A 15,658-nucleotide genomic window follows, 5' to 3' on the forward strand; every position below is an offset into this window, starting at 1 on the left:
CGCGCCAGGCGGCTCTGCCGGCCATGAGCCGCCTCGCTCGGCTCCCATCACCTTGCGCGCGGCACAATCGCCTAATCGTAACCACCCACCGTCAACAATTTCATCGCCACCCGATAGCTCGTATAAGCCAACCAGCTCAGCGCCCGCTCGCCCGCCGGGCGCGATTCGTAGTGCGCCTCATCGATACGGCGCGAGTCCTTGAACGCATCGAGAATCGCCTCGCGCAGCGCGTTGATCGACGGGTCGTTCACCAGCACCACATTCGCCTCGTTGTTGAGCATCAGACTCAGCGCGTCCAGGTTCGACGAGCCCACGGTCCCCCAGTTCGAATCCACCACCGCGACCTTGCCATGCAGCAGCGTCTTCTCGTACTCCGCGATCTGCACGCCAGCCCTGAGCAACGCGTGATACAGGAACCGCACCGCATAGTCGAGCGCCTTGAACTCCTTGCGCCCGATGATCAGCTTCACCACCACGCCGCGCCGCGCCGCGAACACCAGCGCGCGCCGCAGCTTGCGCCCCGGCATGAAGTACGGATTGGCGAGCAGGATTTCGTTTCGCGCCTGGCCGATCGCGGCCAGATACGCCTTTTCGATCGCGCGGCGGTTGATCAGGTTGTCTCGCGCGACGAATGCGACACAGGGCCGGCCGCCCGCCCACAGTTCCTCGTTACGGCGGCGGCGGCGCCGCCGCAAGCTGCCGAGCGATGCGGAAGTCTGCGGCCCGAGGTCCGGCTGCAGCGAATGCAGCGGACGATGCCCGAGCTGAATCCGCCGCCATTGCACCTCGAACGCCTGGCGGACGTCGGCGACCACCGGCCCATGCAATTCGACCGCGAAGTCCCAGCGCCGGTACGGCAGCCTCTCGCCGTTGTTCTCGTAGTCGTCGACGATGTTGATGCCGCCGCAATATGCAAATTGATCGTCGATGACTGCCAGCTTGCGGTGCGTGCGCGAAAAGCCGAAGTGGCCAAACAGATGCGGGTTGTAAATGCGATGGTCGATGCCGGCAACCGGCCACTCGTTGAACATCGGCAGACGCGCGGTGCCGATGCCGTCGGTGATCACGCGCACCCTCACGCCGCGCGAGGCCGCGCGCAGCAACGCCGCGCTGACCGCCTGGCCGGCCTTGTCGTGGCAGAAGATATAGGTTTCGAGAACCACGTCCTGCTGCGCGGCGTCGATACGTCCTATCAGCGCGCTGAAAAACTCGTCGCCCGAACGCAGCAGTCGAACATCGTTGCCGCTCGTGAAGCGGTAACGTTGCCAATAGCGCCGGCCGAGCAGCGCATGCCGCAGTCGCGCGAAACGGCCCGCGCCGCGTGTGCTCATCGGCGAGGCTCCGCCGCAGGCCCGGCGGGGCGACGCGCGCCGAGCCGCCTCGGCAACTGCAAGATCGCATCGGCATTCGACGACGAAAAGCAGCGGGACGCCGCCTCTTCGTAGGGCAGCCACAGGAACGCAGTGTGCTCGCGCGGTGCCAGCGTCACTTCGAGCTGCTCGGGCACCTGCACGCTGAACCAGTGCTCGGTGTTGTGGATCACGCCCTCGGCATAGCGATGGCGGAATTCCGGATAGATCTCGTATTCGATCGAATATTGCCAGTCGAACAACGCGCTGTGCGGCACCACTGCGCCGCCGACCACGATGCCGGTTTCCTCTGCGACTTCGCGCACGGCCGTTGCGACGAGCGGTTCGTCCAGCTGATCTTTGGAGCCCGTCACCGACTGCCAGAACCCCGGATGATCGGCGCGCTCGATCAGCAGCACATCGAGCGCGGGCGTATGGATGACGACGAGTACGGATTGCGGAATTTTCGGCGGTTTCGGCATGGCGGAAAAACTGGGCGCGGCGCTTGCGCGGTACATGTCGACGATGAGTCCAATGAGCGGTCGAAAGCAGTTGCTTCGACTGTAACGCAAAAAGCGAAAAAGGCGCATCAAGCGCCTTTTTCGTATGCTCCTGCTGTCGTTTTCAGACAGCATTCACTTGCCTCAAGCCATGACTTACGCCTTCGGTTCCGGCGTACGCAGACGGATGTGCAACTCGCGCAACTGGCGCTCGTCCACTTCGCTCGGCGCCTGAGTGAGCAAGCACTGCGCGCGTTGCGTCTTCGGGAACGCGATCACGTCGCGGATCGAATCGGCGCCGGCCATCATCGTGACGATGCGGTCCAGACCGAACGCGATACCGCCGTGCGGCGGCGCGCCGTATTGCAGCGCGTCGAGCAGGAAGCCGAACTTGGCTTGCGCTTCTTCCGCATTGATCTTCAGCGCGCGGAACACCTTGCTCTGCACTTCTTCACGATGGATACGCACCGAACCGCCGCCGATTTCCCAGCCGTTCAGCACCATGTCGTAGGCCTTCGCGAGGCAGCGCGCCGGATCCGTTTCCAGATACTCGAGGTGCTCGTCCTTCGGGCTCGTGAACGGGTGATGCGCGGCGACGTAGCGGTTGTCTTCCTCGTCGTACTCGAACATCGGGAAGTCGATCACCCACAGCGGCTTCCAGCCGGACTCGACGAGGCCGTTGGCCTTGCCGAATTCCGAGTGGCCGATCTTCAGACGCAGTGCGCCCAGGCTGTCGTTCACCACCTTCGCGCGGTCCGCCGCGAAGAAAATGATGTCGCCGTCTTGTGCGCCGGTGCGCTCGATGATCGCCTTGACCGCTTCGTCGTGCAGGTTCTTGACGATCGGGCTTTGCAGACCGTCACGGCCCTTCGCGACCTCGTTGACCTTGATCCACGCGAGACCCTTCGCGCCGTAGATGCGCACGAATTCCGTGTAGCTGTCGATGTCGCCACGCGAAAGCTCGCCGCCCTTCGGCACGCGGATCGCCGCGACGCGGCCGTCCTTCGTGTTGGCCGGCGTGCTGAACACCTTGAAGTCGACGTCCTTGACGGCATCGGTCAGGTCGGTGAATTCGAGCTTCACGCGCAGATCCGGCTTGTCCGAACCGAAGCGGCGCATCGCTTCCGAATACAGCATGACCGGGAATTTCTCGTCCAGCGTGACGCCGATCGTCTGCTTGAACACGTGGCGGATCATCGCTTCGAACAGATCGCGGATTTCCTGTTCCGACAGGAACGAGGTTTCGCAGTCGATCTGCGTGAATTCCGGCTGACGGTCGGCGCGCAGGTCTTCGTCGCGGAAGCACTTGACGATCTGATAGTAGCGATCGAAGTTCGCCACCATCAGCAGTTGCTTGAACAGCTGCGGTGACTGCGGCAGTGCGAAGAACTGGCCCGGGTTCGTACGCGACGGCACCAGGTAGTCGCGCGCGCCTTCCGGCGTGCTCTTCGTGAGCATCGGCGTTTCGATGTCGATGAAGCCTTGCTCGTCCAGATACTTGCGCACTTCGATCGCGACGCGGTAACGCAGACGCAGGTTGTGCTGCATCTGCGGACGGCGCAGGTCGAGCACGCGGTGCGTGAGACGCGTGGTTTCCGACAGGTTGTCATCGTCGAGCTGGAACGGCGGCGTGATCGACGGGTTCAGCACGATCAGCTCGTGGCACAGCACTTCGATCTTGCCGCTCTTGAGCGCGGTGTTGGTCGTGCCTTCCGGACGGCTGCGCACCACGCCCTTGATCTGCAGGCAGAACTCGTTGCGCACGCCTTCGGCGGCCTTGAACATTTCCGCGCGATCCGGGTCGCAGACGACCTGGACGAGCCCTTCGCGATCGCGCAGGTCGATGAAGATGACCCCGCCATGGTCGCGGCGGCGGCTCACCCAGCCGCACAGCGAGACGGATTGGCCCAGCAGTTCTTCGGTCACCAGACCGCAGTATTCAGATCTCATCGACATGATGTTTGTCTTTCGTTTTGCATTGGTTGAACGGCGCGCCGCAGTTGAACACTGCGCGCCGGCATTACAGCGGAGGCTCGACGGTCGTGCCGCGCACAGGCGCCGGCGCCGGCGTCGGCGGTGCGGACGGCGCCACGACGCCCATCGAGACGATGTACTTGAGCGCGGCGTCGACGGTCATGTCGAGCTCGATCACTTCGTTTCTGGGCACCATCAGGAAGAAGCCGGACGTCGGGTTCGGCGTGGTCGGCACATACACGCTGACGTAATCTTCTTTCAGGTGGTTGACCACGTCACCGCCGGGAATGCCGGTCAGAAACGCAATCGTATAGGAGCCGCGGCGCGGGTACTCGATCAGGAGCGCCTTGCGGAAAGCGTTGCCGCTGCTCGACAACAAGGTATCGGACACCTGCTTGACGCTGGTGTAGAGCGGGCCGACCACCGGAATGTGGGCGACCAGCAGTTCCCACCACTTCACGAGCTTCTGCCCAATGAAGTTCTGCGTCAACAGCCCTACAACAAAGATGAACGCGAGCGTCAGCACCGCGCCGAGGCCGGGCAGACGGTAGCCGATTGCGCGTTCCGGCTGCCAGGACGTTGGCAGCAGCAACAGCGTCTGGTCCATCGTGCCGATGATCAGACCGAGCACCCACAGTGTGATAGCCAGAGGCACCAGCACCAGCAGGCCAGTCAGGAACACCGATTTGAGCGTCGTTTTTTTCGTCGTCATGTGTACCGCCAGAAAGCCGCGCGGGCCGAAACCCAACGCGCGGTGTGTGCGCCGCCCCCGAGGGGCGGCAATGCCACTAGGCGCTGCCGGCGCCGCTCGCACTCGTCGAGGCGGCCGGGGCGGCAGCAGGCGCAGCCGGCGAAGCGGCTGCGCTCGATGAACCGGCCGCGGCCGGGGCCGCGTCGGATTTGGCGGCGCCGTTAGTGGCGGCCGCGTTCTCGCTCGCGCCATTGGACGCGCCATTCGCGTCGGGCGTGGCCGGCGCGCTCGCGCCGCCATTGCCGCCGCGGAAATCGGTTACATACCAGCCGGAGCCCTTTAACTGGAAACCGGCGGCAGTGACCTGCTTGCGAAAGGTGTCTTTCCCGCACTCGGGACACTGCGTCAACTGGGGGTCGCTGATCTTCTGAAGCACGTCCTTCCCGAAGCCGCATGACTCGCAACGATAAGCGTAGATCGGCATGAACTATTCCCTACTGAATTCTTGTAAACGCTTGCAAAGCCTTGAATTATAGCCGCAAACGATATCCGTTCCGCGAATTTCGGGAACCGATGCTCGACGCGACCGCCGTTGCGCCAGTTTGGGGCGGCCGCAGTCGAATCAAGGGCGGCCCACGCCGCGTTCGAACGCGGCCGCGCGCCTTCAGGCGCGGCGGCGCCACGTGAGCCAGCGCTCACGTCCGGCAAAAACGGGGATCGAATCGGTTACGGGTTCGTCTTCGACCAGCTCGAAGTCAGGCGTGAGCAACCCGTGGAGTTCGGCGCGTTCGATACCGAACGGCGGCCCTTTCGGTGTCGCGCCGACGAAGAAGAATCCTGCGAGCAGCGCGCCGCCTGGCAGCAGTTCGGCCATCCGGCGCGCGTAGTCGGGGCGGCGGGCCGGGGGCAACGCGCAAAGAAACGCACGCTCGTAAATCCATGCGGGCGTGAAAGGCGGCTCGTAGGTGAAGAAATCCGCCTGCTCCACTAGCTGCGCATGCCGGGCGCCCAAGTGCTCGTGCGCCGCCGCGACGGCGGCCGGTGAGAAATCGATCGCGCGAACCGGGTTGCCTCGACTGGCGAGCCAGACTGCTTCGTACGCGCTGCCGCAGCCCGGAATCAGCACGGCGGCGCCGCTATGTCGCTCGGCGAACGCGCGGAACGCGGCGGGCACGCCCGCCTGATCCCACGGCATGAAGCCACGCTCGAAGCGCTCGTCCCAGAACGCCGGCGAGTTCGGGTCGCGGGTCGTGAATTCGGGCGAGGATGGTTCGGTCGGGTCGCTCATCGGATGTCTCGCGTGGGTTGTGTGGGTTGCCTGGGTCGCAATCAACCGCCGTAAGCCAATGCCAGAAACGCCCGCGCCAGCACGGCGCCGACGCCGACCGCCACGCCAAACATCAGCAACCCCTGCAACAGCCGGTTGGTACGCTTCTGCTCGAGCAGAATCTGGCGAATCATGTCGTCGTTCGCGCCGCGCGTGCTCTCGTGGCGATGGGCCAGCACGTGATGGATCAGGCGCGGTAACTGCGGCAGCGTCTTGCTCCATTGAGGTGCTTCGATCTTCAGGCGCTCGTACCAGCCGCGCAAGCCGATCTGCTCGTTCATCCAGCGTTCGAGATACGGCTTCGCCGTCTTCCACAAATCCAGCTCAGGATCGAGCGAGCGGCCCAGCCCTTCCACGTTCAGCATGGTCTTTTGCAGGAGCACCAGTTGCGGCTGAATTTCGACGTTAAAGCGCCGTGAGGTCGAGAACAGGCGCATCAGCACCTGGCCGAGCGAAATGTCTTTGAGTGCGCGGTCGAAATACGGCTCGCAGACCGCACGGATCGCGCTTTCGAGTTCTTCGACCCGAGTAGTCGGCGGCACCCAGCCTGACTCCAGATGCAGCGTGGCGACGCGGTGGTAGTCGCGCTTGAAGAACGCGAGGAAGTTCTGCGCGAGATAGTTCTTATCGAAGTCCGACAGCGCGCCGATGATGCCGAAGTCCAGCGCGATATAGCGGCCGAAGTGTGCCGGATCGAGACTCACCTGAATGTTGCCCGGGTGCATGTCGGCGTGGAAAAAGCCGTCGCGGAACACCTGGGTAAAGAAAATCTCGACACCTTCGCGCGCCAGCTTCGGAATGTCGACGCCGGCCGCCCGCAGCGTCTCGACCTGGCTGATCGGCACGCCGACCATGCGCTCCATCACCAGCACCGTGGGCGTGCAGAACTCCCAGTACATTTCCGGCACCATCAGCAGATCGAGCCCGGCGAAGTTGCGCCGCAGCTGACTTCCGTTGGCCGCCTCGCGCATCAGGTCGAGTTCGTCGTGCAGGTACTTGTCGAACTCGGCGACCACCTCGCGCGGCTTCAGGCGCTTGCCATCGGCCCACAGGCGCTCCGCCCACACGGCGATGTCGCGCAGCAGCGCGAGATCGGAGTCGATCACCGGCAGCATGTTCGGGCGCAGCACTTTCACCGCGACGGCCTTGCCGGCGTGCTGCCCGGCCTTCACTTTCGCGAAGTGCACCTGGGCAATCGACGCGCTCGCCACCGGCACCCGTTCGAAATCGTCGAACAGCACATCGACCGGTGCGCCGAGCGACTTCTCGACGATCCCGATCGCGACCGCCGAGTCGAACGGCGGCACCTGATCCTGGAGCTTCGCCAGTTCGTTGGCGATGTCGACCGGCAGCAGATCGCGCCGGGTGGACAGCACCTGGCCGAACTTGACGAAGATCGGCCCGAGACTTTCGAGCGCGAGCCGCAGGCGCACGCCCGGGGGCGCGTCGAACTTGCGGCCGATCGTGGTGATACGCAACAGCAGACGCACGCGCCGGTCATTGATGCGGCTCAGCATCATTTCATCGAGACCGAACCGGATGACCGTGAAAAAAATCTTGAAGAAACGCAGAAAACGCATAGTTGTGCCCGGTGACTAGCGCGTGCCGCGCGACGTGGCGGCGCCGCCCGGCGCATTGGCGCCGCGGGCTTCGACCTTCTGTTCAAGACGCTCGATGCGTTTTTCAACGCGCGCCAGAGCGTCGCGCGCGCGCGCCAGTTCGACGTTGAAATCCGCTAGCGCGGCGCGGCGCACCAGTTGCGGATTCTCGTCGAGCAAATATTCGGCGGCCGTGTCGAGCAGATTGCGGCCGGTGCGCTGCACATGCTCGCCGACCGTCCGCACGACCGACGCCACACGCCAGGCCGGCCCGTCGCCGATCAGCTTCGCCAGATCTTCCTCCGGCTCCCAGCGCAGATGCTCGGCAAGCTTCGCGATCACGGTGGCAAACTCGGCGTCGCCTTCGATCTTCACATGCTTCATGACGGCGGCCTGGCCGCCTTGCATGAAGGCCGGCAGCGCGTCGGACGGGACCGAGACGGTCACGTCGAACTGGTGCGTTTCGGTTTCGCTGACCGCGGTCAGATAGCCGTCCGGTTGCACCAGTAGCGTCAGGTCGACCGGTGGACATGAAAGACGGGCGGTCTTGCCCGCGTAAGGAGCGAGGCGCCCACGAGCCCACGATTCGCGGGCGAGCAGATGATTGACAGCAGCGGCGAAGGGCTTGGCGGCGAGGGTCATCGAAAGTGGCAAGAAAAAACCCGCGCGAACGAGGTGCTCGCGCGGGTTCCTATTGTAACGTCCGTTCGCTTCGTGGCCCGCTATGCCGAACGGCCAACGATATGCGCAAAATCAGCACAACTCGCACCGGCTGGAGCGCGGCCCGCGCGGCTTTGTCCCGGCTCGACGCCGCTACTTGCTCAGTGCTGCGCCACCTGCTGGATACCGGCAAGCAACCAGCCTTCGCCGGCGCGATTCCCCTTCGACAGATTCCAGACCTCGACGAACGGCTCGGCCGCCGCGCCCGGCGCTTCGCGAATCAGGCCAGAGAAGCGCACGCTCGCGAAGTATTCGGTCGCGCGCTCTTCGACGCCCAGCAGTTCGGCGTTCAATTGCACCACGTCGGTCTGATTGGACTCCGTGCCGCGCGAAGCGAGATCGACCCGCACTTCGGCGAACATTTCCGGCGTGGTGAATTCGCGGATGTCTTCGACGTTGCCCATGTCCCATGCGGCTTGCAGGCGCACGAAATACACCTTGGCATTACGCAGGAACGCTTCCGAATCGAAGCCGGCCGGCACCACTGGCGCGGGGTTGATGGACGGCGTGCTCAGCGGGTTGCCCTGCGGTTCCAGATAGGAGCCGGTGGGCGGCGCGCTGTAGCGAGGTTCCTGCACGTAGCCGGAGCTGCCGGCGTTCAGCGACGGCGAAGCGCCCGCATACGCAGGTTGCGCCGCATCGCGCTTGCGGCCCGTGAAGCGGCGGATCAGCCAGATGACGACCATCGCGATCAACGCGATGATGATCACGTTAGCCATCATGCCGGCGAACGCCTCGCCCATGCCGAAGTGCGACAGCAAGGCCGCGATGCCGAGACCGGCGGCCAGGCCGGCGATCGGGCCGAGCCAGCGGTTGCGGTTAGGCGCGGCCGGTGTCGGCGCGGGCGCCGGTTGCGCGCGCTGCTGCATCGCCTGATTGCTTTGGGAGGGTTGCGACGGCGTCGCCTGATTTTGCTGCTGCACAGTGTTCGACTGACGGCCGAAACTACGGCCACCGCCCATGCGGCGAGCTTCCGCGTCGAGCGAGGCGAGAGAGCCGGCCATGATCAGACCGACCATCGCGATCAGTCCGATTCTTCTCACCAGCGATCGCCCAACCCTACGGGGAGATAACACACCTGAATCGGACATTTTCGTACTTTCCTTTAAAAAACGATGGGGTAGGGGCCCTAGTATTTGGTCCCCACATGTAAAGCTACCACGCCAGCTGACAAATTGTAATATTTGACGCCGTCCAGGCCTGCTTGTTCCATCATTGCTTTCAAAGTTTCCTGATCCGGATGCATACGGATCGATTCCGCCAGGTACTGATAGCTCTCGGCGTCTTTCGCAAAGCGTTCGCCAAGCCACGGCAATACCTTGAACGAATACACATCGTAGACCTTCTTGAGCGGATCCCATACCTTCGAAAATTCCAGCACGAGCAGCCGGCCCGCCGGTTTCAGCACGCGCCGCATTTCCGCCAGCGCGACGTCTTTATGCGTCATGTTGCGCAAGCCGAATGCCACGGTGACCACGTCGAAGTAATTGTCCGGAAACGGAATTTTCTCCGCATCGCAGAGCAGCGCCGGGGTGATGACGCCTTTGTCCAGCAAACGGTCGCGGCCCACGCGCAGCATCGATTCGTTGATGTCGGTGTGCCAGACTTCGCCGCTCTCCCCCGCCTGTTTCGCGAAGGCCTTCGACAGGTCGCCCGTGCCGCCCGCGATGTCGAGCACCTTGTAGCCCGGCCGCACGTTCGCCTGGGCGATCGTGAACATCTTCCACGCCCGGTGCAACCCGCCCGACATCAGGTCGTTCATCAAGTCGTAGTTGGCGGCAACCGAGTGGAACACACCCGCCACCTTCTGCGCTTTTTCCTGTTCGTCGACCGATTGAAAGCCGAAGTGGGTTTTGCTCATCGCGCTCGTCCTTTCGCGTATTCTGAAATATGGAGCCGCATCGGTGCGGCGATCGGGGCGAATCGTATCAGTGACAGTGCCCGTGCGCAGCGCCGGATGGCACCATGGGGGTATCGCGGTCGACGCCGGCCGCTTGCAGTTTGGCGAGATAGTCGCGCCAGAGTTCATCCTGGCGCACCGCCATGTCGTACAGCAGGTCCCACGAATAGATGCCGGTGGCATGCCCGTCGGAGAAAGTGGGCTGCAGCGCATAGTTGCCGACGCCTTCGACCATCGTGATCGTCACGTCGCGTTTGCCGGTCTGCAGGGTTTCCTGGCCGGGGCCGTGGCCCTGCACTTCCGCTGACGGCGAATACACGCGCAGCAGTTCGAACGGCAAGCGATATGATTCGCCGCTTGCGTACTGCAATTCGAGCACGCGCGATTTTGAATGCACAACCACGCCGGTGGGCACCGGGGTCTCAGGGGTCAATCCGCTCATGATGGCCTCATAAGGAAACGCCGGGCCGCTCTAGGGTGTCGCCCCGTTCGGGGCCTGGCGCGAAGCGACAGGTTAGAGGGCGCTCAGCTAGGAGTAGGAGCTTGTTCGATTTCCTGCCGCACCGCTTCGCGCAGCAACGTGGCTTGCGCGCGGCGCGACGACAGCATCGCTTCGGACACCGTGCGCTGGCGCGGCGCCCAGATGGGCAGCGGAAAATGAGCGTCGTTCGAAAAACGCGGAATCACGTGCCAGTGCACGTGCGGCACCTGGTTGCCGAGGCTCGCCAGATTCACCTTGACCGGATGCATGATGCGCCGGATCGCACGCTCGACCGCATACACGGCCTTCATCACGCGATCGCGCTCGTCGGCGGCGAGATCGGAAAACTCGGCGACGTGCCTGTTCCAGATCACCCGGCAAAAGCCCGGGTAGTCGTGTTCGTCGGCGAGGACGACACGCAAGGCGTCGTCCTGCCACAGCACATCGCCGCCATCTTCACGGCAAAAAACGCAGTCCATCGTCGTCCTCAGGCAAAAATCGTCAGTCGTGCCATTAAACCAGCACGCGCTCGATTCCGCCATTGTTCGCCCGTTGGACGTAGTCCGCCATCCATTCTTCGCCCAGCACGTGGCGCGCCATCTCGACGACGATGTAGTCCGCCTCGGTGTTCGCGTCCTCGTTGTAGCGTGACAGCCCTTGCAGGCAGGACGGGCAGCTCGTCAGGATCTTCACCTCGGTGGCGCCGTTCGGCTGCGGGCCGTCGCCGGCCTTGAGCACGGAGCCGTTGGGCGCGCCCGCCGCGCCGGCCGAGGCATTGGCCGGATTGATTGCGTTCGCGCCGGCTTCCGCCACGAGCGGAATGCCGCGCAGCTTGGCCGCGCCCTTGCGAATCTCTTCTTCCTTGCGGAAACGGACTTGTGTCGAAATGTCGGGACGCGTCACCGCGAGCGTGCCTGATTCGCCACAGCAACGATCGTTCTTCTCGATCTTGTAGCCGTCTTTCTCCGAACCCATCAGCTGATTGACGAGCTTGACCGGGTCCATCGTCTTGATCGGCGAGTGGCACGGGTCGTGGTACATGTAGCGCACGCCGTTCACGCCGTCGAGCTTGATGCCCTTTTCCAGCAGGTACTCGTGGATGTCGATGATCCGGCAGCCGGGGAAGATCTTCTCGAATTCATAGCCGGCGAGCTGGTCATAGCAGGTGCCGCACGACACCACCACCGTCTTGATGTCGAGATAGTTCAGCGTATTGGCGACGCGGTGGAACAGCACGCGGTTATCCGTGACGATCTGCTCGGCCTTGTCGAACTGGCCCGAGCCGCGCTGCGGATAGCCGCAGCACAGGTAGCCCGGCGGCAGCACGGTTTGCACGCCCGCTTCCCACAGCATCGCCTGAGTCGCCAGACCGACCTGCGAGAAGAGCCGCTCGGAGCCGCAGCCCGGGAAGTAGAACACCGCTTCCGTATCGGCGGTGGTCGTCTTCGGATTGCGGATGATCGGCACGATCTTGTTGTCTTCGATATCGAGCAACGCGCGCGCGGTTTTCTTCGGCAGGTTGCCCGGCATCTTCTTGTTCATGAAGTGGATCACCTGCTGCGTGACCACCGGCTTGCCGACCGTGGCCGGCGGATGCGCGGTCTGCTTCTTCGCGAACTTCTTCAGCACCTCGTTGCCGAGACGCTGCGCCTTGTAGCCGACACCCATCATCGCGGTGCGCGCGAGCTTGATGGTCTGCGGATTGGTGGCGTTCAGGAAGAACATGCCCGCCGCGTTGCCCGGGTTGAACTTCTTCTTGCCCAACTTGCGCAGCAGGTTGCGCATGTTCATTGTGACGTCGCCGAAGTCGATCTTCACCGGGCACGGCGTCACGCACTTGTGGCACACGGTGCAGTGATCGGCGACGTCGTTGAACTCGTCCCAATGCTTGATCGACACGCCGCGGCGCGTCTGCTCTTCGTACAGGAACGCCTCCACCAGCAGCGAGGTGGCGAGAATCTTGTTGCGCGGGCTGTACAGCAGGTTGGCGCGCGGCACGTGGGTCGCGCAGACCGGCTTGCACTTGCCGCAACGCAAACAGTCCTTGATCGACTCGGAAATCGCGCCGATGTCGGACTGCTGCATGATCAGCGATTCGTAGCCCATCAGGCCGAAGCTGGGCGTGTACGCGTTGCGCAGGTCCGCGCCTTCGAGCAGCTTGCCCGCGTTGAAGCGGCCATGCGGATCGACGCGCTGCTTGTACGCGCGGAATTCGCCGATCTCTTCGTCGGTCAGGAATTCGAGCTTGGTGATGCCGATGCCGTGCTCGCCGGAAATCACGCCGTCGAGCGAACGCGCCAGCTTCATGATGCGCGCGACCGCGGTGTGCGCGTCCTGCAGCATCTCGTAGTTGTCGGAGTTGACCGGCAGGTTCGTGTGCACGTTGCCGTCGCCCGCGTGCATGTGCAGCGCGACGAACACGCGGCCGCGCAGCACCTGCTTGTGGATCGCCTGGGCTTCTTCGAGGATCGGCTTGAACTCGCCGCCGTTGAAAATCTGCCGCAATTCAGCGCGGATTTCCTGCTTCCACGACACGCGGATCGTGCGGTCCTGCGTGATGTGGAACACGGTCGCGTCGGGTTGCTGGTCGGCGCGGTCGGCGAACTTCTCCGCCAGCGCTTCGTAGCCGAGGCCGACCAGATAGTGCTGCGCTTCGCGCACCGACAGGTCGAGCTTGTCGCGCAGGAATTCCCAGCGCGTGCGCACGCGCGCGAGCAGATCGAGCGCCTGTTGCACGCGGTCTTCGAGCAGCTCGGCGCTGGGGATTTCGTTGGCGTCGTCGCTCTTGCCGAGCGGCAGCTTGCCGCCCTTGAAGAACGCTTCGAGCGCGTCTACCAGTTGCAGCTTGTTCTTGATCGACAGCTCGATGTTGATCCGCTCGATGCCGTCCGTGTACTCGCCCATGCGGTCGAGCGGGATCACCACGTCTTCGTTGATCTTGAACGCGTTGGTGTGCTTGGCGATCGCCGCGGTGCGGCTCCGGTCGAGCCAGAACCGCTTGCGCGCCTCGGCGTTGACCGCGACGAAGCCTTCGCCGCTCTTGCCGTTGGCCATCCGCACGACTTCCGAGGTGGCCTGCGCGACCGCGTCCGCGTCATTGCCGACGATGTCGCCGATCAGCACCATCTTCGGAAACGCGTTGCGCTTGCTCTTGGTCGCGTAGCCGACCGCGCGCAGATAGCGCTCGTCCAGATGTTCGAGGCCCGCGAGAATCGCGCCGCCCTGACGCGACGTCTCGAACAGATAGTCCTTGATTTCGACGATGCTCGGAATCGCCTCGCGCGCCTGGCCAAAAAATTCGAGGCAGACGGTGCGCGTGTGCGCGGGCATCTTGTGCAGCACCCAGCGCGCGGACGTGATCAGCCCGTCGCAGCCTTCCTTCTGCACGCCCGGCAGGCCGGCGAGGAATTTGTCGGTGACGTCCTTGCCGAGACCTTCCTTGCGGAACACGCGGCCCTTGATGTCGAGCGATTCGGTGCGCAATAGTTTTTCGCCCGGGGCGTAGTTGCCGTCGAACCACTTGAGCTCGAAACGCGCGACTTCGATGTCGTGAATCTTGCCCATGTTGTGGTCGAGGCGCGTGACTTCGAGCCAGTTGCCTTCCGGGTCGACCATGCGCCACCACGCGAGGTTGTCGAGCGCCGTGCCCCACAACACGGCCTTCTTGCCGCCCGCGTTCATCGCGACGTTGCCGCCGACGCAGGAAGCATCCAGCGAGGTCGGGTCGACTGCGAACACGAAGCCGGCCTGCTCCGCCGCTTCGGTGACGCGGCGCGTGACGACGCCCGCGCCGGAGAAAATCGTTGCGACCTTGCGATCGACGCCCGGCAGTTCGGTCATCTCGACCGCGCCGAGCTGTTCGAGTTTTTCGGTATTGATGACGGCCGAGAACGGCGTGAGCGGCACCGCGCCGCCCGTATAGCCGGTGCCGCCGCCGCGCGGAATCACGGTCAGACCCAGTTCGAAACACGCCTTGATCATGCCGGCGATTTCGGCCTCGGTGTCCGGCGTGAGCACGACAAACGGGTATTCGACGCGCCAGTCGGTGGCGTCGGTCACGTGGGACACGCGCGACAACCCGTCGAACTTGATGTTGTCCTTTTCCGTGACCTTGCCCAGCACCTTGGTCGCGCGGCGGCGCAGATCGTAGGTCTTCTGGAATTCGCTCGCGAACTCGTCGACCGCGCGGCGCGCGGCCTGCACCAGGATTTCGACGCGGGCGGCACGGTCCACGCCCGCTTCGTCGCCATGTTCGACCAGATCGGCGCGGCGGCGCTTCTCGATCTCGGACAGACGGTGATGCAGCGCTTCGATCAGCAGCGCGCGACGCTTCGGATTGTCGAGCAGATCGTCCTGCAGGTACGGATTGCGGCGCACCACCCAGATATCGCCGAGCACTTCGTACAGCATCCGCGCCGAGCGGCCGGTGCGGCGTTCCGCGCGCAGTTCGGCGAGCACCGACCACGCGTCGTTGCCCAGCAGGCGAATGACGATTTCCCGGTCGGAAAACGACGTGTAGTTATAGGGAATTTCGCGCAGACGCGCTTCGGGATCGGCGGCCACCGCAGCGGCGGCCCCGTTCGGATCGAAAACTTGAGGTGCGTTCATGTTGGACGACTCTGTAGGTCAACCGCGCGCGCTTTTTAATGAGGCGTCGGCTGACGGTGCGCGTGGGGCGCAATGCCTGGAAATCTTCTAGGGAGCGAAGCACACCAGACGGCCTACCCACGTCGGTCGCTTCGCGGCGCTCAGATATAACTACACGATCGTGCGTGGCGGACGTGACGCTCCGCCGCGGGACAAGACTCACGCGGGACGGGCATCAAGTGGGCGATCCGAGGCTGCCAGTGCATCTTCCGATCCTTATTCCAAAACGGAATTCTACCGCATCATTCCGCCCCGCGTTGATGGCTGCAATCGGAGCTGTGACGGGGCTTTGCACGTTTTCGCGTGGAATCGCCTTGCGGCGCGCATGCGGAGAATTGACTGACCGAACGGTCGGGCAGCCCTCTGGGGCACGGCTTTCGCGGATCAGCGGAAGGCCAGCGCGCCCACCGTTGGCGCTATCATTGACCCTTTCCCGTCTCACAACGCGCATCGCGCCACCCGCATGGCCTC

At 63.8% G+C, this 15,658-nt stretch carries 13 protein-coding genes; all 13 read right to left on the reverse strand.

Translation table 11 applies throughout. The features are described 5' to 3' along the window. Positions 1–71: 71 nt before the first annotated feature. Positions 72–1,331, reverse strand: a complete 1,260-nt coding sequence (gene clsB / locus PQR02_RS26740; protein WP_408238353.1) for a cardiolipin synthase ClsB — start codon at positions 1,329–1,331, stop codon at positions 72–74. After that, on the reverse strand, positions 1,328–1,831 hold the full coding sequence (gene nudB, locus PQR02_RS26745; RefSeq protein ID WP_408238392.1) for a dihydroneopterin triphosphate diphosphatase: 504 nt from the start codon (positions 1,829–1,831) through the stop codon (positions 1,328–1,330). The genes clsB and nudB overlap by 4 nt, the downstream gene beginning before the upstream one ends. A 174-nt stretch (positions 1,832–2,005) precedes the next feature. Then, entirely contained in the window at positions 2,006–3,805 is a 1,800-nt protein-coding gene (gene aspS, locus PQR02_RS26750) for an aspartate--tRNA ligase (protein ID WP_408238356.1), read from the reverse strand. A gap of 64 nt (positions 3,806–3,869) precedes the next feature. Continuing rightward, positions 3,870–4,535, reverse strand: a complete 666-nt coding sequence (locus tag PQR02_RS26755; protein ID WP_408238359.1) for a DUF502 domain-containing protein — start codon at positions 4,533–4,535, stop codon at positions 3,870–3,872. A 76-nt stretch (positions 4,536–4,611) separates the two neighbouring features. Beyond that, positions 4,612–4,998 (reverse strand): FmdB family zinc ribbon protein, encoded by a 387-nt coding sequence (locus PQR02_RS26760; RefSeq protein ID WP_408238362.1) that lies wholly within the window; start codon positions 4,996–4,998, stop codon positions 4,612–4,614. Between the two features lie 180 nt (positions 4,999–5,178). Beyond that, positions 5,179–5,802, reverse strand: a complete 624-nt coding sequence (locus tag PQR02_RS26765) for a methyltransferase domain-containing protein (RefSeq protein ID WP_408238365.1) — start codon at positions 5,800–5,802, stop codon at positions 5,179–5,181. Between the two features lie 41 nt (positions 5,803–5,843). Next, complete coding sequence (gene ubiB / locus PQR02_RS26770; protein WP_408238368.1) at positions 5,844–7,421, reverse strand: ubiquinone biosynthesis regulatory protein kinase UbiB; 1,578 nt, start codon at positions 7,419–7,421, stop codon at positions 5,844–5,846. Positions 7,422–7,436: 15 nt separating this feature from the next. Beyond that, positions 7,437–8,081 (reverse strand): ubiquinone biosynthesis accessory factor UbiJ, encoded by a 645-nt coding sequence (locus PQR02_RS26775; protein WP_408238371.1) that lies wholly within the window; start codon positions 8,079–8,081, stop codon positions 7,437–7,439. Between the two features lie 179 nt (positions 8,082–8,260). Next, positions 8,261–9,250 (reverse strand): Tim44 domain-containing protein, encoded by a 990-nt coding sequence (locus PQR02_RS26780; RefSeq protein ID WP_408238374.1) that lies wholly within the window; start codon positions 9,248–9,250, stop codon positions 8,261–8,263. 38 nt (positions 9,251–9,288) lie between these two features. Then, positions 9,289–10,020 (reverse strand): bifunctional demethylmenaquinone methyltransferase/2-methoxy-6-polyprenyl-1,4-benzoquinol methylase UbiE, encoded by a 732-nt coding sequence (gene ubiE / locus PQR02_RS26785; RefSeq protein WP_408238395.1) that lies wholly within the window; start codon positions 10,018–10,020, stop codon positions 9,289–9,291. A gap of 67 nt (positions 10,021–10,087) precedes the next feature. Next, positions 10,088–10,501 carry a gamma-butyrobetaine hydroxylase family protein gene (locus PQR02_RS26790; protein ID WP_408238377.1) on the reverse strand — a complete coding sequence of 138 codons (414 nt, stop codon included), beginning with the start codon at positions 10,499–10,501 and terminating at the stop codon, positions 10,088–10,090. 83 nt (positions 10,502–10,584) lie between these two features. Next, entirely contained in the window at positions 10,585–11,019 is a 435-nt protein-coding gene (locus PQR02_RS26795) for an HIT family protein (RefSeq protein ID WP_408238380.1), read from the reverse strand. Between the two features lie 34 nt (positions 11,020–11,053). Further along, entirely contained in the window at positions 11,054–15,148 is a 4,095-nt protein-coding gene (locus tag PQR02_RS26800; protein ID WP_408238383.1) for a DUF3683 domain-containing protein, read from the reverse strand. Positions 15,149–15,658: the final 510 nt, after the last annotated feature.

The organism is Paraburkholderia sediminicola, from assembly GCF_046026895.1.
GTDB lineage: Bacteria > Pseudomonadota > Gammaproteobacteria > Burkholderiales > Burkholderiaceae > Paraburkholderia > Paraburkholderia sediminicola_C.